Consider the following 23,587-nt stretch of genomic DNA (forward strand, 5'->3'; position numbering starts at 1 on the left):
GGACTCCCGTCATGCCGAAGCTTATTTCAACGGGCCTTCCCGAACCTCGCCAGCCTTTTTCATGGGCGACGCACGCAAGCGGTCTGATGTTCACCGCGCACGGTCCGGTTGACGCAAACGGCGACATTGCCGGTCGCGATGTCGCCGAACAGACCCGTCTGACCTTGCAGAACCTCGCCCAGGCTGTGACGGCGGCGGGCGCGAGGCTGCAGGACGTCGCGCAAGTGTTGATCTACATGGCGAACGCGAAAGACATGCCCGAGATCGATGCCGAATACCGCACGTTCTTCGCGGCGCCGTATCCGAATCGCACGAGCATAGCGGTGGCGGGTTTCGCGCATCCGGACATGCTGATCGAACTGGTTGCGTATGTCGCACTGCCTGCGGATGCGCCATTGCGTTAGTCAAGCCAGAAGCAAAAGCAGATCGTCCATCAGACACGTAGTGAAAGTAGTGATAACCACAAGGGGAAGCCTCATGAAGAAAACGATAAAATTGGCATTGCCAACTATTATCGGCATTGCAGCGTCCGGTAGCACTTTTGCACAGAGTTCGGTGACGCTATATGGCATTCTCGATCAAAGCGTCCGCTACACGACCAACGCCGACGCCGCGAACAACAGCAGCGTGCAGATGACTAACGGCGCCATCACCAACAGCCGTTGGGGGTTGAAAGGATCGGAGTCATTGGGCGGGGACCTGAAAGCGATCTTCCAGTTGGAAAACGGCTTCGAGCCGCAGACCGGACAGATGGACCAGAACCTGTTGTTTGGCCGCTATGCGTATGTCGGTCTCGAAAGCGGATACGGCACGTTGAAGCTCGGTCGCCAGGCGACTGAGGGCTTCAATCTGTTCGGCGATCTCGATCCGCTGACCATCGGCAATTACACCGCCAACATGTGGCCGTATTTCCTGACGCAAGGGCGCGTGAGCAATACCGTCAGCTATGCCGGTTCCGCAGCGGGCTTTACCGTCGGGGCCAGTTATGGGTTCGGCGGTCAGCCGGGCAATATCAGCGCCGACTCGTATTGGGGCGTGCGCTCGTCCTACGCACGAGGTCCGCTGATGATCGGGGCCGTCTATCAGAACACCCGCGACAGCGCCGGCAAGTCGCAGCAGATGTGGGGCGCGGCGGGCCGCTATGCGATCGGCACCGCCACGCTGTTTCTCGGCTATATCGGAGGTATCGACGCCACCGGGATGATCGATCAGGATTATCTCAACGACAGCAGCCGGACCGTCACGTACGGTTCGTTTGCGGATAACCCGCGCAAGGACGCGATCGGCTATACCGGCTTCACCTGGCAGATCAATCCGGCCGTGTCGCTGACGAGCGCGTTTTACTACGACAGCATCAGGAACGTGAACGGGATCGGCGGCAATAGCGGCAAGCGTTATACGGGTGTGGTCGAGGCGGAGTACGCGCTGTCGAAGGCTACGCAGGTGTACGGGACTGTCGACTACAACAAGGTCTCGGGCGGCGCGCAGACCGAATTGCCGGGCAACAGCAATCAGACGGGTATCGCGGTGGGACTGCGCCACATTTTCTGATCTCCGCGTGCAATAACAGCTTTATCAGGCAGTTGGCCGGACGGTGCGCGGTGCGCGGCGCCGGCCATTCAGAATCCAGTCACGCGGGTTTAATGCAGCACGGAGGATATTTGATGAGACACGAAGATCAGTTCCAGAAGATTGTCGAGCGGGAACATGGACTGCGCCGCAGCCTGAGCGCCACACAAATGTCGATGATCGCGATTGGCGGTGCGATCGGCACGGGGCTGTTCCTCGGCAGCGGATTTGCGATCAGTTTCGCGGGCCCGAGCGTGCTGATCAGCTACGCGATCGGCGCGCTGATTTCACTGCTGCTCATGGGTTGTCTCGCGGAGATGACTGTCGCGCATCCGACCTCCGGATCATTCGGCGCCTATGCCGAGCATTACATCAGCCCGTGGGTGGGCTTTCTGGTCCGCTACGCGTACTGGGCGTGCATCGTACTCGCGGTCGGCACTGAAGTGACGGCCATCGCGCTGTACATGAAGTACTGGTTTCCAGCCGTGCCGGGATGGTTGTGGATCATCGGCTTTTCGAGCGTGCTCGTGGTAGTCAATGCACGTAGTGTCGACGTGTTCGGCTCGGTGGAGTACTGGTTTTCGGTCATCAAGATTTCGGCCATTACGGCGTTCATCGTGCTGGGCGCGTACGTGGTGTTCTTCAATCCGTCACTGGTTGCTGTCGCGCAACCCGGGCATGATGCATCGCCCGCCGGCTTCCATCATTATTTCGCGGACGGCGGTTTCTTTCCCAAGGGTGCCTGGGGTACGTGGGTCGCGGTGATCGTCGCGATATTCAGCTATCTGAGCATCGAGATGATCGCGGTGGCCGCGGGCGAAGCGCAGGACCCGGAGCGTGCAGTCACGAAGGCTTTCCGTGCCACCGTCGTCCGCCTCGTGCTGTTTTATCTGGTGACGCTGGCACTGATGCTCGCCATCGTGCCGTGGACCGCAGCGGGCAAGGATCAAAGCCCGTTCGTCAAGGTGATGGAGGCCATGCACATTCCGGGCGCAGCCGGCGTCATCAACTTCGTGGTGCTGGTCGCGGCGCTGTCGGCGATGAACAGTCAGCTCTATATCACCACGCGGATGATGTTCAGCCTGTCGCGCGCCGGTCACGCGCCGCGCCGTCTGGGCGAAGTGAACCGCCGTGGTGTGCCGATGGGCGCGCTGTTGTTGTCCACTAGCGGCATTGCGCTGGCCACCATTCTGAGCGTCGTTTATCCGGACGCCTCGTTCACGATCATGATGGCGATCTCCATGTTCGGCGCACTGTTCACGTGGACGATGATTTTCGTCACCCACTATTTTTTCCGCCGGCATTGGGCCGCGAGCGGCCGGCCAGCGCTGCGCTTCCGTATGGTGGGCTTTCCGGCGCTGACGCTGCTTGGCGCGGCTCTGACGCTCGCCGTGACGATCACGACGTTGTTCACCCCCGAGTTCCGGATGACGTTGATTTTTGGCGTACCGTTCCTGACGGTGCTGAGTGTAGTTTATTTCGTTGGCTATCGTCGGCGTCCGCGGCTGGATCAGGCAGCAACCGTGATCGGGAAGGCGAGTTAAGTAGCTCGCGGTGGTGGGTTGGATGGTCAGGCAAGAAAGGCTCGCGGGGCGCGCCTCTCCTGCCGCCGACAAGCGTATGATTTCGCTTTAAATCCGCTCGACCACCGCATGCTCGCGCTCAAACTCACGCTGGTCCCGCTGTTCCTGCTTATCGTTTCAATGTCGGGTAAATGGTGGGGGCCATCCATCGCAGGATGGTTGGCGGGTTTGCCGGTGGTAGCCGGGCCAATTCTGTATCTGCTGGTTCTGGCGCATGGCCCGGCATTCGGTGCGCATGCCGCTACGCTTTCTCTCTCCGCGATCCTCGCGTCGGAAGCATTCAATTTCGCTTATGCATGGACGTGCCGCTCGCGTTCGTGGCCGCTCGCACTGCTTGCCGGACTTGCCACCTGGCTGGCGGCGGCGGTCGGCTTGTCGCTATTGCCGAGCTCACCGTTATGGGCGGCAATCGCGGCGTTCTTCGCCGTCTGCTTCGGCCAGTCGTTCCTGCCTCGCAGTTCAGCGGTAGCCGCGGGTGCGCCGCTTTCGCGCACTGATCTCATCAGCCGGATGGTGGCCGGGGCGGTACTTACTCTCGTGGTGACGGCGTTATCCGGATGGGCCGGCGCGACGTGGAGTGGCTTGCTCGCCGTATTTCCGCTGCTCGGCATTGTCTTGTCGGTGTCGTCTCATCGCGCGCATGGACCGGCGTTCGTGATCTCTCTGCTGCGGGGCATGGTGCTCGGCAGGTTCTCGTTTGCCGCGTTTTGCCTGGTGCTGGTCTTTGGGTTGCCTCATCAGCGTCCGCTGGCCACTTTCGCCGAGGCAGCATTCGTCGCGATGCTCGTGCAGTGGTGCACCAAACGACTGGCCACAACAAGGAGTTTCAAAAACGCGGAGCCGGGCGTTGCTGCTGCAGAATGATTCGGTGTTCTGATATATGCCGCTCGCGGTTTTTTTCGAAAGACAACTCGTCTCGCCAATAATTTTTCTGCCCAGATAGCAAAGCTTAATTTTATTGTGTTAAACCGCAGGCGAACTCACGTTCATTAATTTTGCCTTTACGAACGGCTTTCACCTCATCTTTCTGCGAACGCTCTTATTCACCATGTTGGCGCGGGATCGCCCCATGGGAGCGCTGCCGCCATTTTCTTCGTGGCGTTCTTTATTAAAAAAGATCTGTTGTTCTTTTCGCATTACGCATCATGCGGAAAATTTCGACGGCAAAAACGGTCGATATTTTCAAAGATCGAACTCTTTACTTTTTCTTTCTTGTGGACTTTAATGAGTACGTCTCGCTTCCCCCTTCTCTGTTGAAGAACGATACGTCTAAAGGAAGTCATGAAATCAAAAGTCGCCGCACTCGTGATCATGTCTGCTTCGTTGGGAATGCTGTCTTCCCATTCATTTGCGCAAGTCGCCGGCGCTCAGCCTCTTGGGGTAACTGTCACGCAATCGACCGATCTGATTCTCGGCTGGAGCGTCAAGAAGTCGATCCTCAATAAGCCTGTTTACAACGAAAACGGCGAGAAAGTGGGCGTGATCCACGACATAATTGTTGCCCCCGACCGCTCGGTTTCATACGCGATCATCGCAGCCAATCAGTTTCTCGGCGTATCACATCACGACGTCGCTATTCCTGTCGAGCAGCTCGACTACCAGGATGGCAAGCTAATTCTGGCGGGCGCGACGAAAGCCGCAATCAAGGCACTCCCCGTATTCGAGTACACCAAGGTCAAGGCGACCCCAACGCCCCGCGCCGAGTACCCGCATCACTAGTCGCTGGTTTCGCTGCGGGCTGTGTCTGCAATAGTGTCTGTAAAGGCGCGCAAAGAGAGAGGCGCGACGTACACCCGGAGTAGCGGGTCGCCGGGTGTCGCAAGAGAAGACTGACAGCAAAAAATATATTGCGTGGACAGTCAGGCGAAAACCCATCGTGCGAATGGGGATGCGGTGCCTGGCCGTTGACTATTCATCGGCATTCGAAGACCAGGATAGATCATGACGACACCGCTCGATTCTGGCGCACCCCCACCCGTGCCCAATCCCGGACGGCGCCTTCTGCTGACCAGCATTCTGGCGAGCTATGCCAGTTCGTTCATTCCATGGTCGCTTGCCGGAGCCCAGACGCCCGCATCGGCACCAGCATCCGCTAGTGCGCCCGACGCGTTCCTAAGCGTGTCACAGGTCATTACAGGCCGCACGTCGCTCGATCCGGCACAAGCGAAGCGTCTATACGACGGCCTCGTTGCGACGATGCCATCCTTTGCGGAACAGCTAGGCGCACTGGCTGCGTTCGTCGCCAGCAACAAACCCGCTGGTCACGATCTGCAAGCCGCACTCGACACCGCCAAAGCACCGTTTGCCAAACTGCCCGCCGACATCGCGACCGCGTGGTACATCGGCGTGGTCGGCTCGGGTGCGGCTGCACGTTGCGTGACCTTCGAGTCGAGCCTGATGAACATGGTCGTAGCGGACCGCCTGAAGCCACCGAGCTACGCGTATGGTCCGTACGGAAGCTGGGGGCGCAACCCCCTGGCCGCCTGAAGTTCGTTCAGCCAATCCAGGGAACCACTATGCCTGATCAGCAGTCAGCCGACATCGTCGTGATTGGTTCGGGTATCTGCGGCGCACTCGCGGGCCAGCGGCTTGCGTTGCAAGGCGCTTCGGTGCTGATTCTCGAAGCGGGGCCGCGGCTGGATCGCGGGCGCATCGTCGCGAACTTCCGCAATTCGCCGCGCAAGAGCGATTTCATGTCGCCGTACCCGTTTTCTTCGTGGGCTCCGCATCCGGTTTATCAGCCCGAAGACAATGGGTATCTCGTGCAGGCGGGACCGTATCCGTACAAACCGGAGTACATCCGAATAGTGGGCGGCACGACATGGCACTGGGCCGCACAGGCGTGGCGGATATTGCCGAACGATTTGCGTATCAAGACGCTCTACGGCGTGGGCCGGGACTGGCCGATCTCTTACGAGGATCTCGATCCGTTCTATCAGGAAGCGGAAGTGAAAATGGGCGTGTCGGGTGCGCCGAATACCGGTTCGCCGCGCACGCAGCCGTTCCCGATGGAGCCCGTCGCGGAGTCGTATCTCGAGCAGCGATTTCGCGAACGGCTCGCGCCGGCCGGCTTCGAAGTCGTCACCAATACGACCGCCCGTAACAGCCGCACCTACGACAATCGTCCGGCTTGCTGCGGCAATAACAACTGCATGCCGATTTGCCCGATCGACGCGCAATATCACGGCGGTCTCGCGGTTGACGCAGCAGAGAAGGCGGGGGCGAAGCTGATTGCCAACGCGGTGGTGTACAGGATCGAACACGACGAGCGCGGCCGCATCGCGGCAGTCCATTATTACGATCCGGACAAGACCACGCATCGGGTGACGGGCAAGACGTTTATTCTGGCCGCGAACGGTATCGAAAGTCCGAAGCTGTTGCTGCTGTCTGCGAGCGACAAATATAGAAACGGGCTCGCTAATAGTTCTGATACGGTGGGCCGTTATCTGATGGACCACCCGAGCAATGGCCTCGTATTCGATGCCGAAGAAGAACTCTGGCCAGGCCGTGGCCCGATGAGTCCGAGTTCGATCAACTCGCTTCGCGATGGCGCATTCCGCTCTGACCACGCGGCGTTTCGTATCGACATTTCGAATTCGTCGCAGGTGCAATCGGTCACGCAGGCGTTGATCGCGAAGGGCGTGTACGGCACGGAACTGGAGGAGCAAATCCGTTATCACGCGGCGCGGCAGTGCAGCCTGAAGAACGTGCTGGAAATCCTGCCCGATCCGAATAATCGCGTGACGCTCAGCGACAAGAAGGACGCGCTCGGTATTCCGACACCGCAAATGCACTACGCGATGAACGATTACGTGGATAAAGGCATGGCAGCGGCGCGTGAAGCGTACACACAGATCGCGGGATTGATGGGCGGCACCAACCTGCGTTACAGCCCGGACGGCGTGTACGGCAACAATCAGCACATCACCGGCACGATGGCGATGGGCAGCGATCCGAAAGACTCTGTCGTCGATGCATTCGGACGCACGCACGATCACGAGAACCTGTATATCGCGAGTACCGGCGTGATGCCTACTGCCGCCACGGTGAACTCGACGCTGACGGGCGTCGCGCTCGCGCTCCGGTCAGCCGAACATATTCACGCGAACGCCTGACGATGACTCACTTACAGACCATCAAATCGGTACGTCGTCTTGGCGTGGCGCTGATCGTGTCGGCGGGGTTTTCGCTGGCGGCGCAGGCGGCGGACGACGATCTCGTCAAGCAGGGCGAATACCTCGCGAAAGCCGGCGATTGTGTGGCGTGTCACACCGCGCCGCAAGGCAAGCCGTTCGCCGGAGGGTTGTCGCTGTCGACACCGCTCGGCAATATCGTGTCGACCAACATCACGCCGTCGAAGACACACGGGATCGGCAACTACACGCTCGAACAGTTCAGCGCGGCGTTGCGACGCGGCATTCGCGCGGACGGTCAGCATCTCTACCCGGCCATGCCCTACACGTCGTACACCCAGGTTACGGACGACGATGTTAAAGCGCTCTACGCCTACTTCATGCAAGGCGTAACGCCAGTCGACGAATCGCCACCGGCAACTGCGTTGCCGTTCCCGTTCAACGTGCGTCTTTCGATGGCGGCGTGGAATCTGCTGTTCCTCGATCATGGGCCGTTCGTGCCGGATTCGTCGAAGGGCGTCGAATGGAATCGCGGCGCGTACCTGGTGCGCGGCCTCGCACACTGCAGCACGTGCCACACGCCGCGCAACCTGCTGATGGCCGAGAACAGTTCGATGGGTCTCGCGGGCAGCGTCGTCGGCACGTGGTACGCACCGAACGTTTCATCCGATCCAGTCAGCGGAGTCGGCTCGTGGAGCGGAGCGGAGATTGCTGATTATCTGCGTACAGGCCATGTGATCAACCGCGCGCAGGCAGCGGGGCCGATGGCCGAAGCGGTGGATAACAGCCTGAGCCATCTGAACCCCGGTGATCTGAGCGCGATGGCGGCGTACCTCAAATCGACGCCGCCCATTCGCGACGCCGGCGATGTTCAGGCTGCGCATACGTGGGGCAGTCCAAAGGGCAGCTTCGACGAAATTCGCGGTGTCCCACTGCCCGCCGACGCAAACCAGATGAGCGGTCCGCAACTCTACGACGCGTACTGCGCAAGCTGTCACCAGGCACGCGGCGAAGGCGCGGGACAGGGTATCGACGGGCCGGGTCTGCCTTCGCTCTTTCACAACACGGCGCTCGGCCATGCGAACACCAACAACCTCGTGATGGTGATGCTCGAAGGTGTGCATCGGCAAGCTAGCGCGCCAGATGTGCTGATGCCTGCGTTCGGCCATTTGCTGTCGGATCAGCAGATTACGACGCTGGGCAACTATCTGCTGACGCAGTGGGGAAATCCGCAAGCGCATGTGACAGCCGAACAAGTGAAGACATTGCGGGCAGGGGGTGAAGCCTCGCCGCTGGTGTTGATCGCTCGCGTTGGGCTGGTCGTGGCCGGTGTGATCGTGTTGCTATTGCTGTTTCTTTTGATGCGCAAGCGTCGCACGCGAGTGGTGTGATTGGATAGCTGCGCAACTGGCCAGCTACGATCTTGCGCGGCGCTTCAGCACATGAGGCAAGCACGCGCTTGAAAAACCGCTTCACCGCCACCTTGTTTCGGCGCGTCTATAGCAGGATATCGAGTTCGGCACCGCGCTGATCGACGGCGTGCCACAACAGATAAGGCTCGCCGCGCAACGCCACAAATACTTCGTCAAGGCGCCATGTGTTGCCGGGCTTGCGACGCGCCGCTTTCACACGGCGTGCAAAATACCCTCGGAACTTATCGCACCAGCGTTGGACCACTTCGTAGCGGACGATAATCCCGCGCTCGAACAGCAACTCTTCGATATCACGCAGGCTGAGCTGGAACCTGAAATACCACCGCACGCGCAACTGATGGCCGCCTCCGGAAATCGATGACCGTGGTAAAGCGATTTTGCATTCTTCATCACGCGATCTTGCTCGACCATCTCGGCAACGTGGCCGTCCCCTCCTGATTTCCCGTTTCAAACGAATTGCCTGGATCCGGTGGCTTCGTCATCTGATCCAGGCGATCAGCTTGTCATGAACGACCGTGTCAGAGGGATCGCGTTCTACCCAGTTTGATGCCGAGAGTCAATCACAAACCACGCCGGTGTTTTCGTGATCTGCCGTGTGTACGATGCGCCAGGACTAGGCGACATCGCCGCACGACAGGGTCAACCATGCACTTTACCTTTGTGACCGGGTTCTCTCCCGCATCGTTACCGGCTCAAGCCGTGCGGATTTTCGCCGGCCTATTCAATGAGCCCGACGAGCCGCTCTTCAATGTTGTTCCTTTGTACGACTGGGAAGCCTCGTCTCTGAATATCCTGAAAGAAGTGAGCCGCGGGAAACTGGACGGTGCGGCAGTTCTCGCAGACCACGGCCAGTATGCACACGGAGACGGCGGAGATACGGTGTCACGGTATGCGTCGAATCTGGGCGAGTCTACAAGCCAGTCGGTTGCGAGCGACTCGATAGTTTTACTCGCCACCGCCGCGGCACCGGCTGGAGGGCTTTGGACGAGGCGCACCATCACGAGCATTGACGACCTTCAGGGTGCGCGAGTGTGCGCGTTTGATATTGAGTCGGCTGTGTTGCTGCGGCGGTTCGGCGCGGAGCCGGTTGCCACTGATTGGTGCCATATAAGAGAGCGCGTGGCCGCTATGGAAATAGACGCGGTGCTGTGTTCCGGTGACGGGGCGGCTTCTCTTTCTCTATCACCGCATTTCCGTTACTTTTCCGCGGTTCGTTACCCCGTATCCCCATGCGCGCTGCTGATCTCGGCACGCACGTTTGCGCAGCTATCGACAACGCAACAAGATGCAGTTCGTCAGACGGGTAGATCGGTCGAACATCAACTCGCGGCAGTCGCGTGCTATCAGGAGAAAATCATTTTCGGGAATCTGTCTGACCTTGGGGTGCATGTGGACTCTCGCCCTTCGGCCGAGCTAAGCGCAGCATTTGCCGCCCGTCCATTGGTCATAGCGTGATGCTGAGTAATTGGCCAGCGGGAATCGCCTACTCACTATCGATCCGCCTTCCAGTTCGGCAATCGATTGTCAATGGGAATTGGATGCAGTGATTTCCTGGAGACCTGTCCCTAAACTTCGGCATATGGCAAACCCGTGAAGCACTCGAAGCAATGTGCGCCGATATCCTCAGGAAATAATATGCGCTTGATATTTGCAACGGAGTACCCCCGGCAGGCCTTGCCCGGCGAAGCAATGGCAGCGCTTGCTGAGCTGGTCAAGGATGCCAGTGGCTCCGACCTGACAGTCGAATCGCATTACGAATCAAATCAGGCTCTCTTTGCTGCAGGCGCCCCTGCGCTCGGCGGGACTGTATTCGGCGCATCCTTGTTGCAGCATGCAAAAGAGTTTGAGCTTGCCGCTATACCGCGGGGCGAGAAGGGACATACGTCCGAGCATGACGTAAAGCGTTTTCAACGTATCTTCGACGATTGTCTGCATCGCGAAGGCTTTCGCCTCCTTGCTACCGTGCCCATGCCGCCAACGGGCGTGTGGTCTTCTCGGGAGATCGATAGCGCGACGAGCCTTGTCGGGTTGCGGATTAGGGCGTACGACGCGCTGTCGCGTGAAGTCTTCTCGTCGTTTGGCTGTGCCGCAACTAATTTGCCGTTTTCCCGGTTACGCGCCGCGCTTGAGGCGGGCGAATTTGACGCGGTCCTGTCCTCGGGAGACGGCGCTGCGGGTGACCTTCTGGCCAGTCACTTCGGGCACTACTTGCCCATCGCCTACAGCACGCCTTTGTGCTTTCTCATTGTCCAGGACATGAGTTTCCGGGCGCTATCGATGCGTGCGCAGCGAACCCTGAAATGGGCCGGACGGGAGGTCCAGTTCCGGTACTGGACGCGTCAATCCGATCGAGAAGAAAGGAATCTCAGGGCGATACAGGACCGCGGCATACGGGTGGGTCGGCTTCCCGGAGACGTCATGGAATTGCTGGAGAAAAAGATGGAATTAGTACGACGTCGCCTGATTGCGGAGCATGCCTTGGCCGATGTACTCGTACCGATTACTTGAGAACCTATAAAAGGAGTGCGACCGTGTCGCCGATTGTTTCTGATTCAAGGCTTCCGCACATCAAGGGTTCCATCTTCGCGACGATGACCCGCGCGGCAAAGAAGTACGGTGCGGTAAACCTATCGCAGGGGTTTCCGGATTTTGCGCCTGACCAACGGCTGCTGGATGCGCTTTCCGAAGCGGTGCAGGGCAACCACAACCAGTACGGCCTTCCTGAAGGCTCTGAGACATTGCGTCAGTCCATCGCGCACATGTTTCAAAATCTCTACGGACTCGGGTTCTCCGCTGAGACCCAAATTACCATCACTGCAGGAGCGATGCAGGCCATCTCGGCGGCGATCAGCAGTCTCGTTCACGCTGGAGAAGAAGTAATTTTTCTATCGCCTGCGTTCGAATCGTACGAGCCCGCCATTCTTCTCGCCGGTGGCGTTCCCGTGTGCGTGGAACTCAGGGCTCCGACGTTCGACATCGACTGGGATGAAGTCGAAGAGAGCGTGACGAGGCATACGCGGATGATTGTCGTGAACAGCCCCCACAACCCGACGGGCCGGTGCTGGACGGCGGTCGATGTGGACAGGCTTGCGCGGATCGCTGACCAATACAACCTTCTCGTGCTGAGCGACGAGGTCTATCACAACATCGTCTTTGCTCCGCAACAGCACATCACGGCATTTTCGGATACACGACTGCGAGGGCGGACTATTGTGGTGGGCTCGCTCGGCAAAACAATGCACGTTACCGGCTGGAGAATCGGATACGCAATCGGTGCGCCAGCCTTGACCAACGAGATCCGCAAGGTTCTCCAGTTCAACACGTACGCTGCGCCCACGCCGCTGCAGCAAGCTATGGCTGCCGTACTGGATGACGCCGCGTATTGCGATTTGCCGCAGCTCTTTGTTCAGAAGCGCAACCGCTTTCTTGACGGACTGGGTAGCTCGCGCTTCAGCTTCATGCCAACCGGTGGCGGCTATTTTCAGATGCTCGATTATTCGGCGATATCCGAGCTTCCGGATACGGAGTTTGCCAACCATCTCATCGAGTGCCACGGTGTTGCCGGGCTGCCGATGTCCGGGTTCGGTTCTCAGTATGCGACGTCGAAGCTCCTACGGTTCTGTTTTGCCAAGAAAGAAGAAACGCTCGACACGGCCACCGACATTCTCCGCGCAATCTAAACCATGAACGTACACGAAATTGCCGACCAGGGCGGACGCAGCTACTCGATACGACTGGTCCACGGCAACGTCCTTTTCGAAGGCACCGTACCCGCAAGGGCACCATGACCGGCGCCGGCTTCTTCCGCGTCGAACCGCGCGACCCGGTACTGGGCCGCACTCTTGCCTGTGAATATCAAATCAAAGTTCTTTGATAGGAGAACATCAATGCTGAAACCGCATCTTGAGTTTGTCTCGCTGGACCTGAATGAAGGCTGGAGTGTGCCCTTGGGCTATCCGCAAGGAATCGAGGAAAAAGTTATTTGTGGCTCCCTTTTCCCGGAATCCAGCACCGGCTGCAGAACACGATTGCTTCGCTTCGCAGCAGGCATTTACACGACTGCACCGTTTGTGCACGCGTACTGGGAAGAAGTCTATCTTGTGCAGGGTGACCTGACGGTTGGTAACGACACGAATGGGGAAGGCGGAACACCGTTTGGTCCGAACACATATGCGTGCCGCCCACCTGGGGCGTTTCATGGCCCGTTTAAGTCGGAAAATGGCTGCATGCTCCTCGAAATCCACTACTACGCGAAAGAGCACGCTATTGCAGTGGCGGCACCGGCCGCGGGGGTGGCGTGAAAGGGCTCCCTATGGAAGCAAGCGTCCAACGAAGACTACGACTCGCACAGTGGACAACATTCTGGCTCACGATCGTGGCATACATGGTGTCGTTCTTTCATCGAGTTGCACCGGCAGCACTATCGATTGAGCTACAAAAGGCATTCTCCGCTACCAGCACGGAACTCGGATCCATCACGGCAGTTTTCTTCTTTGCCGTGATGGCCATGCAGATTCCAACCGGCGTTATTGCCGATACCCTAGGGCCGCGGCGGATACTTGTGGTCGGCTGCGTGACGGCGGCACTCGGCGCTTTTGTCTTCGCGAGCGCTCACACTGTCGAAGTCGCGTGCGTCGGACGTGGGCTCATTGGTCTCGGCGCCGCCGTCCCGTTCGTCGCGTTGCTGCGATTGAACGCGTCGTGGTTTTCGGCACGGCAGTTTGCGACGCTGAGCGGACTTACCCTGCTCTTTGGTAACTTGGGATCAATATTGTCAACTGCGCCGCTACAGATGATGTCGCAGATCGTTAGTTGGCGCGTCGTGATTGGCGGTATCGGCGGTCTTACTCTCGTCGCCGGAGCGCTCATCGCGGTGTTCGTGCGGGACAAGCCCGCCGATATTGGACTGCCGCATCCGGACGGTCAACCCAGCGTTCCTCCGCATTCCCGTCCGTCGTGGGTCTGGCAGTTGCGCGATGTCGTTACGAACGCACGTACGTGGCCGTGCTTCTGGGTGGGATTTGGCATTTGCGGAACGTTCTTCGCATTCACCAGCTTATGGGCAGTACCGTATCTGGTGAAATTCATCGGTCTGAGCAAGGGCGAGGCATCCCTGCATGTCCTGATCATGATTCTCTGTCATTCAGTCACGGCGCTCTTCTTGGGGCGGGCGTCTGATCGGCTGGGTAACCGCAAGGGGCTGCTGCTGATCCTCGGAGCTGTTTATCTCGTCTCGTGGATGCCCATGTTGGGGCCGATGAACGCGTTCTCTGGTGAGAGCTATGTCGTATTCGCAATCCAGGGAATGGCCTCCACCAGTTACACCCTCATCTGGGCTATCGCCAAAGAGGTGAACGATCCGAATTCGGCGGGCATGGCTATCGGAGTTACGAATACCAGCATGTTTATGGCTGCGGCGATCCTGCAACCGCTCATTGGTTCTCTGATAGACCGGTTTGGTATGCAAGGGATGACCTATTCCATCGCGCTACTGGCGGCGGTATCCGGAGTCGGTCTGCTTGCCGGGATGTGTCTGGTCGAAACGCGAGGAAAAAACATTTACGTAGAGAGGGCCATATAGCGATGCTTTACTCGTTCTATAACATCGACGCGCGAGGCACAGACCTGAGAGCGACGCTACGTCCAGCACACCGCGAGTACCTCGCGAAATTCTCGGAACAGCTTGCCTTCGCGGGGCCGCTGCTGGCCGAGGACGGGGTGACCCCAGTTGGTAGTTTGCTCGTGCTCGATTTTGAGACAGTCGAGGAGGCGAACGCTTTTATTAAGGGGGAGCCGTACACGGTCGCAGGGCTTTATGCGAGTGTCAGTATCCGGCCGTTCCTCAACCTATGGCAGCAGCACAAAGGCTTTCCCGAGCCTCGTTGATGAACTTTGCCTGTGCCCGGCAGACGCGCCTTTACGGTGGGGCGCCTCTCACCAGAAAGCTCGGCACATTCTCGTACAACCGCCAGAGCGCGCACCGAACGATTGACGACATGTCCACAAACCCTCCTGTAAAACGCCGATTTCGAGGCCTTATCCTGATTCCAGCCGTGGGCGCTCTGGTACTCGCCGCCGTCTGGATTGGTGTGCTGACCCGGCTATCTACGGAAAGGGCGGAAGTGTTACAGGTTGCTCAGTCCAAGGCAGATGTCTTGGCTGATGCTCTGGTCCAGCACACGGAGACCACGATTCACGATGTGGATGTCATCGCGCTCGTGGTGAAACTTCAGTTCGAAAAAAACCCAGCGTCAGTGAATCTAAAGGCACTGCAAGACGCGGGGTTCTTCACGAGGGAAACCGCAGCCCAAGTCTCGATTGTCGACGCCGGCGGACGTATTCTACAAAGCACCATCCCTTACGCCGGCGGCGTGTACATTACCGATCGCCAGCACTTTGCGATCCATCGGAGACCTGACGTATCGGGACTCTATATCAGCAAACCAGTGCTCGGCAGGGTCTCCGGGAAATGGACCATTCAACTGTCGCGCCGGCTGGAGACCAAGAACGGGCACTTCGCGGGCGTGGTAGTCGTCTCCGAGGATCGCCGTTACCTGACGCGCGGATTTACGGACGTCGCTGCGCTCGGCGAGAACGGCTCGGCGGCCGTCTTCCTGCAGAACGGCTCGAAGCTATCTGATGACGCGATCGGGGAGGAAGCAACCGGCAGGCAGGCTAAAGGTCGCGATGGTCGAGAACCCACGACGAAAGTTGACGATCAGATAACTGCGCGGCGTACCGTGCCGAGCTACCCGCTTCACGTCGTGGTGTCCCTTCGTCGTTCGGACACACTGGCGGCCTATAACAATATGAAATCGGTGTATCTGACGAGCGCCGTCGTGCTATCGATCTTTTTCGCAATGTTTGTGAGTGCGATTTCGGTACTCGTACATCGCCTTCTCAAGAGTCGCGAACGGCTTCGAGTCCTCTCCGAGACCGATACGCTCACAGCTCTGTGGAACCGCCATGGCTTATTCGCGCGGTTAAACGAGGAAATCGCAAAGCAGCCATGCCTGAACCGCCTCGCTGTCGTCTACCTTGACCTTGGCAATCTTAAGCAGGTGAACGACACACTCGGCCACGAAGCCGGCGACCAGTTGTTGAAGAAGATTTCCGTGCGGCTCCGGCAAGGGCTGTCGCCTTACGCCATCGGCCGGTTTGGTGGTGATGAATTCCTCGTGATAGTGACGCCTGACGATAGCGATGCAGACGTCTATCCTGCGACACACAGGGCGATAGATGCGATTGTCGCCATATTTGAGACGGCGGTCACGCTGCGCGGAAACGTCTTCAAAATCCGGGCAAGCATTGGAGTCTCGATACGTGCACGCAGTGAGGATGGCGTGTCGACGCTTATTCGCGAGGCCGACGAGGCGATGTACGCCGCCAAGGCACAGATGGTGAGTACGCACAAGACGAACTGGCGATACTATTCAAACGAGATGCGCGAGAGCGGGCGTCTCGCGGTTGAAAACGGACAGCGCCTACGCATCGCCTTGAGCGACGGTAACCTCCGGCTTACCTTCTCCCCTATCCGTGATTTGCGAAGTAAGCAGGTGGAAGGCTTCCGCGTTGCAGTTGCCGTCCTGGAGGAAAAGGGCAACCTGGTGCCCGTGAATTCCTCCCTGTCAATCAACGAAGAAAATGGGCTACTTGGGCCGATGACTGAGTTCGCCTTTGCTCAGATCTGCGTCACGCTCCTGAGTTGGAAGGAGGATGGGGCAGCGCCGGCACGGCTCACCTACCCGCTGGACAAAGAACAATTTCTCAATGTCGACTGCGCCCTCATTATCCGCGAACTCGTGCGGACGTTTAAATTTGTGCCGGACTCATTCGTGCTGGAAGTACCGGAAATAGCGTTTTTTGACGAACCCGTCCTCGCGGCACAACGCGTCGCTGCACTTGCCAGCACAAGGGTGTGCCTGATGCTTGGCACTTTCTCGGGCGGCTTTGATGCGTTTAAGTTACTCGAGAATAATCTGATCCGAGGTGTGGTAATTGGACCCCAGTCATGTTCGGCTGATATTTTGACTTCGGCGGTCGAGTGCGTAACACATTCAGGCCGGACAGTTATGCTGGAGTCGGAAGAGCTATCCGCAAAGGTGGCTCTCAACTCGTCGGTATCCATAATAGATTTTCTCGACGCCCATCTCGACAAAAATGCAGCCGTTCGATTATTGAGAAAGCCGACGAGTCCTTGAAGAAGGTAAGCTTACTTAAGTGAAACTCACGGCCGACTCAGTAAGTGAAAAATCAGGAAATTGTTGTTTACGCGGCTGAAGTCGCAGTCGGACGCGAGCGCGTAAGCGTTCGACTAGTGGTACGAGAAGCACTGATGCTCGTTGAGCGGGAACTGATTCAGGCGGATGGCACATCCTTCATCCATTCCGTTTCGGCCGGTGCTCACGCCGCCGCGTACGACTATTTCACTGCAGACCCGTATTTCGCGCAATTGGAACGGCACTATAGTGCAATTCAAGAGAAAATTCGCCAGCGTTTAAACCAAGAGGAATGAGCGAACTTGATATTTCTGAGAAGCTGTGGGAGGAATACACGTGAATATCGGGGGAGTACTGGCCGCAATCAATGTGCTCGGCGAGTGCGGACACGACATAGAGCTTCATCCGCGGCTCAGAGCCATTTTCTCGCAGCTCCAAGTTCCCTCGTTTATCTTCAGTTCCTTCCGCGTGGACACGAACGGACCCACGACCGATTATCGCTTCCTTGTTGGATGCAACCCGGAGTGGATTCAGATCTATCAGCACCGCCACTGGTACAGCAATGACCCGTATCTCCAGTATGCGCGGTGCAATGCGGTGCCGGCGCCCGGCAGTAGCATCCAGATAACGAGCGCGGGCCAACGCGATATGCGCTCCATGGCTCGTCAATACGGATTTCGGAGCAACCTGATCGTCCCCGCGCATTCACGCGCAACATCGCTGCTCGGCGTCTTGCACGTGGCGAGCGAAATCGAAGTTGAGGACGGTGGGGAAGCCCGACTGTTTGAATGGCAAGCACTCTTACGCGCAATTGCGATGACGCTTCTGGATGTACGCATGTTGGCGCAGCGCAACTTGATGGTCGCAAAGTTTGAACTCGATGACCGCGACCTGACTGCACTTCGGCTTGTGCTGGCAGCGGAACCAGCACAGGAAGTGGCGAAGAGCTTGGGACTCTCGGTCGCGAGTATCTATTCCATGTACTCGCGGATAAACGAGAAGATGGGCACAAATCGAATCAACGAGGCTGCGCGTCTAGCGCAACAGTACGATTTGCTGTAAGTGGCTGCGGCATTGCTATTCCGCCACTTTAGCCCGCTCGATCGGTGTAGTAATCATTTAGCAGATTGCGATGCCGTCCAGACCCTGAACGCCTATGGAGACGTGGTCGATGCCACGGCCAATACCGCTGAGCAGAGTGCGTCTTCGAATCGCAATCAGATCGGGGTAACAGCCGGATTGAATCATCAGTTCTGATTCAGCATTCACGTCAACCCGATATCCGCCATGCCGGCTTCGAAATGACGGATCACCTCGCGCGCACCGTGCGAAAGCTGCCGACGCGCGGCCACGCATAAATGCAGTTGCAACGGCTTCAGATGCGCATCTTTAAGCGGGCGAAAATTCATCTGACCGGCTGCGACATCGGCCGCCACGTCGAGCCAGCACAGCACAGCGACGCCTACACCTTGACGTACGAGTGAACGCATCATCTGGGTGTTGTTGCACGCCATGAAGCGCTGCGCGTCGACATCGTGACGATCGAATAGCGATGTCACGCGTTCGCTGATCACCAGTGGCGGCGCGGGAAGAATCGGCTTGTAATCGAGCGTATGGCTGACGCGCACATGCGCGCTATCCTGCAACGGATGGCCCGATTGAAACGCCACACCCAATGGCGCACTCGCCGACGCGCGAATCTGGAGATCCCTGGTGGATTCCGATGCCAGCAGCAAACCGAAATTCACGTCACCGGCGATGATCTTGCGCGCCACTTCGTCGTTGTCCAATACCTGAACGCCGACCGTCAGTCCCGGATGGTCGGCGGCCAGCTTTGCAATGACCTCTGCGACGAAGCCTTCAGTCAGCGCGTCGATGATCGCCACTTCGATATGTCCGCGCTTCAGTCCCTGCAGCTCATCGATCTGCGTCAATGCGCGGCGGTAGTCGCGTTGCCAACCCCGCACGAGGTTGACGAACACTTCGCCCCCTGCAGTCAGACGCAAGCCTCCTGGCACGCGTTCAAACAGCGGCGCGCCGATTTCTTTTTCTGCCTGAAGCACCTGACGGTCGATCGCAGAGGCGGACACGTGCAGTGCTGCCTTCCTGATGCTGCCATAGTCGACGATTGCGCTGAAGTAGTGGGTGAAGCGTGAAAACGTGATCATGGCCGTGTTGAGTTTTTTGCAACGGGGTGACGACAATTTGCTTGTTTATTGGAACGGCGCCATCCGTAAAAACAAGTCATCAAATTTCGCCAATTCAAAAGGACGCCCATGACATCGACCAGGGCCATCGTCTCGCCCCCACCCGATTGCACCTTTGACGCCGACGACTGGCAGCGTCTCGCGATGCACTGGTATCCGATCGCATTGAGCGACAGCGTGCGTGCCGCGCCGGTCGCTGCGATGTTGCTCGACGTGCCACTCGTGGTGTATCGCGTGGACGGCAAGCTGGTCGTCGCGCGTGACGTCTGTCCGCATCGAGGTGTGCCCTTGAGCATCGGCAAGCACGATGGAGAGGGCGTGGTGTGCCGCTATCACGGTCTGCGCTTTGGCGAGGGCGGCCGCTGCAACCGGATTCCTGCCAGCCCGAATATCCCGATTCCGGCCAAGCTGCATTTGCGCACTTATCCGGCTCGATCTTGGTGTCGTGTGGGGAGGCCATGAGGGCGACGCAGGCGCGACGTTTGTCGTCGGCGATGACGCTGAAATGCACGCCTGCGCTGACGCAGCGAAAACCGTTTTCGACGAAGTGGAACATCGCTGGCGCACAACGGGAGCCGGCGGCAAGGCGCTATATGAATACGCGGAGCAACGCGCTAATGTGCTGGGCTGGCGACTGAATCTGGACATCAAAGGTCATCGTGTCAGTGATTTTCCGCATGCGATCTATAAGGCGGGCAATCTCGGCGATTTCGATGCGTCGCCCAATCCTGGTTTGTGGATACTGGAAATTCAACTGGCGCATCCAACGCGGCCTTTTGGCGCGTTCTATGAGGATCTGCTGGTTTGATGTAGTACGGCGGCCCGATTCGATAGCGACATAAGTCTCTTCCCCCGTTTGTGACTCGCCACTCGTCAGCATTTCACCGGTCGCGCGACTTCGCAGACCACCGTGGTACTCCTCTTCAAGCACGTGACGCCCGTTGGGCACAGAAATCGACTCGTGCGGCCCGATATCGCGAACCGTCAACGTTCCGGATATCATTCTGTACGTGTCGCGAACCATGATGCTGAAGGCTCACTGAAAGTCAGGATGATTTCGCCTTTGCCATTGCACGTGGTCTGGGGAAGGCCACACATCCAGAAACAGAAGACTCCATCGGCGCCCGCGACGAAACGCCGGGATCCGCCGGGCCGAGTCATACACCTCGTGAGGAAGAGCATTGGTAAAAGAGAATAACGCGCGAGAAGTCCAAGGCTCTCCATCGACGCGCGATAACGCAGGAGGAGACAGCGGAAGCCTCGCAGGAAAAGTCACCGCAATTGGGCTATTCCTGATCTTTGCGCGTATCGGTCTTACTAGTTTTGGTGGCGGATTGAGCGGCTGGTTCATGCGCGAGTTCGTGCACGACCGGCACTGGCTCACCGAAGAAGAGTTCCTGAACGGACTCGCTTTGTCGCAAGCACTGCCGGGCGTCAACATAAAAAATCTGGCTATCTGGATCGGCTATCGTTTGCTCGGCTGGCGCGGCGCGGTTGCAGGATTTTCCGGCATCATCTTTCCGCCAGCGATCTTCATCGTGTTGTTGGGCGTGTTCTTCTCCGCGATCGCCTACCTTCCTCTAACGCATATCGCTTTAGCTGGAGCAGCCGCCGGTGCAATCGGCCTGTCGTTATCCATGGCAATTACCGCTGCGCGCAGACTGCCGCGGCGCTTCTTTCCCTATCTGGTGCTGATTGCGACTTTCGCGGCAGTCGCGCTATTCAGGGTGTCGCTCGTGTGGACCGTATTGATTGCGGGTGTGCTGAGCGTCGGTTACGAATACGTCCGCTCGTCGCAGCAAAGCTGACGATCGCCGATCAAGTCAAGAAGAGCGACTTCAAGTGTCCCGAACCCTCATCGCACTATTTTCGGTTTTTGCGCCACTGTCGATTGTGACCGTTGGTGGCGGCCAGGGGATCATTGCCGAAGTCCAACGACAAGTCGTCGATGTCCATCACTGGATGACTCACGCGCAGTTCCTGAGCGACTTCGCGATTGCGCGGCTGGCGCCAGGTCCAGGGTCGCTGCTCGCAACGTTGATCGGTTGGCAGGTTGGCGGCTTTGGCGGGGCCGTGGTGGCAACGCTGGCATTGTTCGGCCCGACCGCGTTCCTGATGTACGGCGCCGCGCATGTGTGGAACCGTCATGAAGGCGCGCGATGGCTGAACGCGTTGCAGGCAGGGCTGCGGCCTGTTGCTGCGGGTCTTATTCTCGCCGCCGTGTATGTGTTGATCAAGGAACTCGACGGCGGCTGGGTTGCGTGGGTCACTTCGGCGATCGCGAGCGTACTTGTGATGACCACCCGGATTAATCCAGTGATTCTGATTGCGGGTGGCGCGACGGTGTTTATCGGCGCGCACTTTGCCGGATTGCTTTAGGGCGTGGCTGATAGGCTGCGGTAGCTGGCATGCCGATATCCTCTGCAAGTGTGGACGGCTACATTGAATGACGCAGGTACTCGCGACGGAGGTGATTGGGAGCTAACCTGACCCGACGCGACACGCCGCCCAACAGAAGAGCTTGTGATTCGTATGAAACAACATAGACTTGATTCTTATCGTTCAGCCTGATGGAGAACCAATCGTGGATTGCAAGTCTCGTCACTGCACCTGCCCGGAATCCCCGCCTTCCATCGCAAGCGGCCGGCGTACAGCGCTGAAAGCGGGCCTCGGCATCGCACTCGCTGGAGCGGTCGGCGCCTCCGCGCTTTCCGTGTCAACTGTCTCGATGGCCGCCGCACTGACGAAGAAAGAGCGTGACGCTTTGACGCCCGATCAGATCATCGAAGGCATGAAGAAAGGCAACGAGCGCTTTCGCTCGGGAACCGCGCATCAACATGACTATCTTGCGCAGAAGCGGGCAAGCGCCGCAGGGCAGTTTCCTGCCGCTGTGATTCTCAGTTGTATCGACTCCCGCGCCCCGGCGGAACTCATACTCGATTCTGGCATCGGCGATACCTTTAACGCACGTATAGCGGGCAATGTTGCTAACGAGGACCTGGCGGGAAGCCTCGAATTCGCTTGCGCCGCAGCCGGGGCCAAGGTCGTGTTAGTGATGGGCCATACGGATTGCGGTGCGATCAAGGGCGCCATTGACAACGTTCAGCTCGGCAATCTGACGGGCTTGCTTGCGAAGATAAAGCCTGCCATTGATGCGACCCAATATGAAGGAAAGCGTACCGGCAGCAACATCGAATTCGTGGATAAGGTAGCAAGAGTCAATGTCCAGAACACGATAGACGACCTACGCAAGCGCAGTGAAATTCTGGCGTCAATGGAAAAGGATGGAAAGATAAAGATGGTGGGTGCGATGTATCACCTGAGCAACGGCAAAGTCGAATTTTTGACCTGACATCGCGGTCGCGCTGCTTGACTCTATCGGCCCCTCTCGTCGGGGCCCTGTTTGCCGTAATTTTTCGCATCAGCGCGCGACAGTTTCCTGACTGCCGATTACGCCGCGCTCGAACTGCCACTTTCCAATGTTGCGCATGACGCCAACGCATCGATGGCGATGGTAGAGCGACATGGTTGCCTTCATCGCATCACTCTCCCAGGCTGGCCAATTACCGTAACAACAACGCCCGAGCGAGGCATCCGCATTTCAGGCAAGCGTGTCACTTGGTACGCGTGAGCTCGTGAAATGGCTCTCTCGGGGTATTCCCTTATTTGTTTTGAAAAATTGGATACAAAAAGCCAGTTTGGGTATTCTGCTCCCTTGTCCTCGTCCCACCGATACGCCTCCATGCACAAATCCGCCGCGTCGCGAACCTCCGAACCCGGTACAACAGCCGAACAGGAGGCCTACCGCTTCCTGTTCCAGGCGATTTGCCACGGCCGCTTCGCCACGGGTCAACGGATCGTTGCGGAGACCATTGCGGCGGAACTCTCGATGAGCCGCATGCCGGTGCGTGAAGCGCTGCGGCGCCTGCATGCCGAGGGCCTCGTGATCCTGCGCCCCAATCGAGGTGCGATTGTCCGAGGGCTGAGCATCGAGGAAGTCCAGGATATTTTCGACATGCGCGTCGCGCTCGAAGGCCTGGCAATACGCGTAGCGGCTACCCGCTGCACCGACGACCACCTGCTCACGCTGGAGCGTCTACTGGACGACATGGACGCCTCCGTCGGCGACGTCGAGTTGTGGGTCCAGCGTCATTGCACCTTCCACGAGTTCTTATGCAGCATCAGTGGCCGCACGCGTCTCTATGAGCAGATCTGCTCGCTCTACGCGTTGATCGAAGGACCGATGCGACTGTGGATCGAGCAGGCAACCTTCAAACGCAAACGCGCCCGTGACGCTCATCAGGAGCTGATCGACGCGCTGCGCACCCGCGACCCGGAAATCGCGGAGCGCGTAATGCGCGAACACATTGAGTCAACGGTGCCGCGTCTGGTCACCATCCTCGAAACCCCTGAATCTCGCGACTGACGGCTGCACGCGTGCCC

24 protein-coding genes and 1 pseudogene are annotated in these 23,587 nt (G+C 58.3%); 23 read left to right on the top strand and 2 right to left on the bottom strand.

The annotated features are described in order from the left end of the window. The first annotated feature begins 11 nt into the window (after positions 1-11). The 8 genes from LMG28727_RS20585 to LMG28727_RS20620 all read left to right on the top strand — a co-directional run bounded on the left by LMG28727_RS20585 (position 12) and on the right by LMG28727_RS20620 (position 8,676). Positions 12-404, top strand: coding sequence for a RidA family protein (locus LMG28727_RS20585; protein ID WP_201644152.1), 393 nt, complete (start codon positions 12-14; stop codon positions 402-404). Positions 405-477: 73 nt separating this feature from the next. Next, positions 478-1,551: a porin gene (locus LMG28727_RS20590; protein ID WP_201644153.1), complete on the top strand. Its 1,074-nt coding sequence runs from the start codon at positions 478-480 to the stop codon at positions 1,549-1,551. 113 nt (positions 1,552-1,664) lie between these two features. Next, positions 1,665-3,113, top strand: coding sequence for an amino acid permease (locus LMG28727_RS20595; protein ID WP_201644154.1), 1,449 nt, complete (start codon positions 1,665-1,667; stop codon positions 3,111-3,113). A 108-nt stretch (positions 3,114-3,221) separates the two neighbouring features. Continuing rightward, on the top strand, positions 3,222-4,016 hold the full coding sequence (locus LMG28727_RS20600) for a hypothetical protein (RefSeq protein ID WP_201644155.1): 795 nt from the start codon (positions 3,222-3,224) through the stop codon (positions 4,014-4,016). Positions 4,017-4,433: 417 nt separating this feature from the next. Next, complete coding sequence (locus LMG28727_RS20605; protein ID WP_201644156.1) at positions 4,434-4,871, top strand: PRC-barrel domain containing protein; 438 nt, start codon at positions 4,434-4,436, stop codon at positions 4,869-4,871. A 222-nt stretch (positions 4,872-5,093) separates the two neighbouring features. Then, complete coding sequence (locus LMG28727_RS20610) at positions 5,094-5,639, top strand: sugar dehydrogenase complex small subunit (protein ID WP_201644157.1); 546 nt, start codon at positions 5,094-5,096, stop codon at positions 5,637-5,639. A gap of 29 nt (positions 5,640-5,668) precedes the next feature. Further along, entirely contained in the window at positions 5,669-7,267 is a 1,599-nt protein-coding gene (locus tag LMG28727_RS20615) for a GMC family oxidoreductase (protein ID WP_201644158.1), read from the top strand. Positions 7,268-7,269: 2 nt separating this feature from the next. Beyond that, entirely contained in the window at positions 7,270-8,676 is a 1,407-nt protein-coding gene (locus LMG28727_RS20620; RefSeq protein WP_201644160.1) for a cytochrome c, read from the top strand. A 1-nt stretch (position 8,677) separates the two neighbouring features. Here LMG28727_RS20620 and LMG28727_RS34925 read toward each other — a convergent pair. Next, positions 8,678-9,108 (bottom strand): annotated as a pseudogene (locus LMG28727_RS34925) (IS6 family transposase); the annotation flags it as partial. Between the two features lie 255 nt (positions 9,109-9,363). On the opposite strand from LMG28727_RS34925, the gene LMG28727_RS20630 reads away from it, so the two are divergent. The 9 genes from LMG28727_RS20630 (at position 9,364) to LMG28727_RS20670 (ending at position 17,999) form a co-directional block, all read left to right on the top strand. Continuing rightward, positions 9,364-10,173 carry a type 2 periplasmic-binding domain-containing protein gene (locus tag LMG28727_RS20630; RefSeq protein ID WP_201644162.1) on the top strand — a complete coding sequence of 270 codons (810 nt, stop codon included), beginning with the start codon at positions 9,364-9,366 and terminating at the stop codon, positions 10,171-10,173. A gap of 234 nt (positions 10,174-10,407) precedes the next feature. After that, entirely contained in the window at positions 10,408-11,226 is an 819-nt protein-coding gene (locus LMG28727_RS20635) for a type 2 periplasmic-binding domain-containing protein (RefSeq protein ID WP_201644164.1), read from the top strand. A 23-nt stretch (positions 11,227-11,249) separates the two neighbouring features. Continuing rightward, positions 11,250-12,398, top strand: coding sequence for a methionine aminotransferase (locus LMG28727_RS20640; RefSeq protein ID WP_201644167.1), 1,149 nt, complete (start codon positions 11,250-11,252; stop codon positions 12,396-12,398). Between the two features lie 207 nt (positions 12,399-12,605). After that, positions 12,606-13,019: a cupin domain-containing protein gene (locus LMG28727_RS20645; RefSeq protein WP_201644169.1), complete on the top strand. Its 414-nt coding sequence runs from the start codon at positions 12,606-12,608 to the stop codon at positions 13,017-13,019. Between the two features lie 83 nt (positions 13,020-13,102). After that, on the top strand, positions 13,103-14,299 hold the full coding sequence (locus LMG28727_RS20650; protein WP_201644171.1) for an MFS transporter: 1,197 nt from the start codon (positions 13,103-13,105) through the stop codon (positions 14,297-14,299). Between the two features lie 2 nt (positions 14,300-14,301). Beyond that, positions 14,302-14,604, top strand: coding sequence for a YciI family protein (locus tag LMG28727_RS20655; protein WP_201644173.1), 303 nt, complete (start codon positions 14,302-14,304; stop codon positions 14,602-14,604). 110 nt (positions 14,605-14,714) lie between these two features. Continuing rightward, a complete protein-coding gene (locus LMG28727_RS20660; protein WP_201644176.1) occupies positions 14,715-16,919 on the top strand; it encodes a diguanylate cyclase domain-containing protein in 2,205 nt (734 codons plus the stop codon). A 44-nt stretch (positions 16,920-16,963) separates the two neighbouring features. Next, on the top strand, positions 16,964-17,233 hold the full coding sequence (locus LMG28727_RS20665) for a hypothetical protein (RefSeq protein ID WP_201644177.1): 270 nt from the start codon (positions 16,964-16,966) through the stop codon (positions 17,231-17,233). A gap of 40 nt (positions 17,234-17,273) precedes the next feature. Beyond that, positions 17,274-17,999: an autoinducer binding domain-containing protein gene (locus tag LMG28727_RS20670; RefSeq protein ID WP_201644178.1), complete on the top strand. Its 726-nt coding sequence runs from the start codon at positions 17,274-17,276 to the stop codon at positions 17,997-17,999. A 203-nt stretch (positions 18,000-18,202) separates the two neighbouring features. Here the strand turns inward: LMG28727_RS20670 and LMG28727_RS20675 are convergent, their stop codons facing one another. Then, positions 18,203-19,105, bottom strand: a complete 903-nt coding sequence (locus tag LMG28727_RS20675) for a LysR family transcriptional regulator (protein ID WP_201644179.1) — start codon at positions 19,103-19,105, stop codon at positions 18,203-18,205. Between the two features lie 108 nt (positions 19,106-19,213). Here LMG28727_RS20675 and LMG28727_RS20680 point away from each other — a divergent pair, with 108 nt between their 5' ends. The 6 genes from LMG28727_RS20680 (at position 19,214) to LMG28727_RS20705 (ending at position 23,570) form a co-directional block, all read left to right on the top strand. Then, positions 19,214-19,606: a Rieske 2Fe-2S domain-containing protein gene (locus LMG28727_RS20680; protein WP_201644180.1), complete on the top strand. Its 393-nt coding sequence runs from the start codon at positions 19,214-19,216 to the stop codon at positions 19,604-19,606. Beyond that, entirely contained in the window at positions 19,590-19,952 is a 363-nt protein-coding gene (locus tag LMG28727_RS20685; protein ID WP_236592145.1) for a hypothetical protein, read from the top strand. The genes LMG28727_RS20680 and LMG28727_RS20685 overlap by 17 nt, the downstream gene beginning before the upstream one ends. Before the next feature lie 472 nt (positions 19,953-20,424). Beyond that, on the top strand, positions 20,425-20,952 hold the full coding sequence (locus tag LMG28727_RS20690; RefSeq protein WP_236592222.1) for a chromate transporter: 528 nt from the start codon (positions 20,425-20,427) through the stop codon (positions 20,950-20,952). Positions 20,953-20,986: 34 nt separating this feature from the next. After that, positions 20,987-21,523 carry a chromate transporter gene (locus tag LMG28727_RS20695; RefSeq protein ID WP_201644182.1) on the top strand — a complete coding sequence of 179 codons (537 nt, stop codon included), beginning with the start codon at positions 20,987-20,989 and terminating at the stop codon, positions 21,521-21,523. A gap of 205 nt (positions 21,524-21,728) precedes the next feature. Then, positions 21,729-22,496, top strand: a complete 768-nt coding sequence (locus LMG28727_RS20700) for a carbonic anhydrase family protein (RefSeq protein ID WP_236592146.1) — start codon at positions 21,729-21,731, stop codon at positions 22,494-22,496. A gap of 288 nt (positions 22,497-22,784) precedes the next feature. Next, on the top strand, positions 22,785-23,570 hold the full coding sequence (locus LMG28727_RS20705) for a GntR family transcriptional regulator (protein ID WP_236592148.1): 786 nt from the start codon (positions 22,785-22,787) through the stop codon (positions 23,568-23,570). Positions 23,571-23,587 lie beyond the last annotated feature (17 nt).

This window comes from Paraburkholderia metrosideri, assembly GCF_904848625.1.
Classification (GTDB): Bacteria; Pseudomonadota; Gammaproteobacteria; order Burkholderiales; family Burkholderiaceae; genus Paraburkholderia; species Paraburkholderia metrosideri.

What these genes read in the sequence shown, in the direction of transcription:
- LMG28727_RS20610 (WP_201644157.1), top strand. Translation starts at nt 5,094, where the DNA reads ATGACGACACCGCTCGATTCTGGCGCACCCCCACCCGTGCCCAATCCC.
- LMG28727_RS20590 (WP_201644153.1), top strand. Translation starts at nt 478, where the DNA reads ATGAAGAAAACGATAAAATTGGCATTGCCAACTATTATCGGCATTGCA.
- LMG28727_RS20630 (WP_201644162.1), top strand. Translation starts at nt 9,364, where the DNA reads ATGCACTTTACCTTTGTGACCGGGTTCTCTCCCGCATCGTTACCGGCT.
- LMG28727_RS20650 (WP_201644171.1), top strand. Translation starts at nt 13,103, where the DNA reads ATGGTGTCGTTCTTTCATCGAGTTGCACCGGCAGCACTATCGATTGAG.
- LMG28727_RS20645 (WP_201644169.1), top strand. Translation starts at nt 12,606, where the DNA reads ATGCTGAAACCGCATCTTGAGTTTGTCTCGCTGGACCTGAATGAAGGC.
- LMG28727_RS20655 (WP_201644173.1), top strand. Translation starts at nt 14,302, where the DNA reads ATGCTTTACTCGTTCTATAACATCGACGCGCGAGGCACAGACCTGAGA.
- LMG28727_RS20615 (WP_201644158.1), top strand. Translation starts at nt 5,669, where the DNA reads ATGCCTGATCAGCAGTCAGCCGACATCGTCGTGATTGGTTCGGGTATC.
- LMG28727_RS20705 (WP_236592148.1), top strand. Translation starts at nt 22,785, where the DNA reads ATGGCTCTCTCGGGGTATTCCCTTATTTGTTTTGAAAAATTGGATACA.
- LMG28727_RS20635 (WP_201644164.1), top strand. Translation starts at nt 10,408, where the DNA reads ATGGCAGCGCTTGCTGAGCTGGTCAAGGATGCCAGTGGCTCCGACCTG.
- LMG28727_RS20605 (WP_201644156.1), top strand. Translation starts at nt 4,434, where the DNA reads ATGAAATCAAAAGTCGCCGCACTCGTGATCATGTCTGCTTCGTTGGGA.
- LMG28727_RS20595 (WP_201644154.1), top strand. Translation starts at nt 1,665, where the DNA reads ATGAGACACGAAGATCAGTTCCAGAAGATTGTCGAGCGGGAACATGGA.
- LMG28727_RS20600 (WP_201644155.1), top strand. Translation starts at nt 3,222, where the DNA reads ATGCTCGCGCTCAAACTCACGCTGGTCCCGCTGTTCCTGCTTATCGTT.
- LMG28727_RS20585 (WP_201644152.1), top strand. Translation starts at nt 12, where the DNA reads ATGCCGAAGCTTATTTCAACGGGCCTTCCCGAACCTCGCCAGCCTTTT.
- LMG28727_RS20660 (WP_201644176.1), top strand. Translation starts at nt 14,715, where the DNA reads ATGTCCACAAACCCTCCTGTAAAACGCCGATTTCGAGGCCTTATCCTG.
- LMG28727_RS20620 (WP_201644160.1), top strand. Translation starts at nt 7,270, where the DNA reads ATGACTCACTTACAGACCATCAAATCGGTACGTCGTCTTGGCGTGGCG.
- LMG28727_RS20680 (WP_201644180.1), top strand. Translation starts at nt 19,214, where the DNA reads ATGACATCGACCAGGGCCATCGTCTCGCCCCCACCCGATTGCACCTTT.
- LMG28727_RS20675 (WP_201644179.1), bottom strand. Translation starts at nt 19,105, where the DNA reads ATGATCACGTTTTCACGCTTCACCCACTACTTCAGCGCAATCGTCGAC.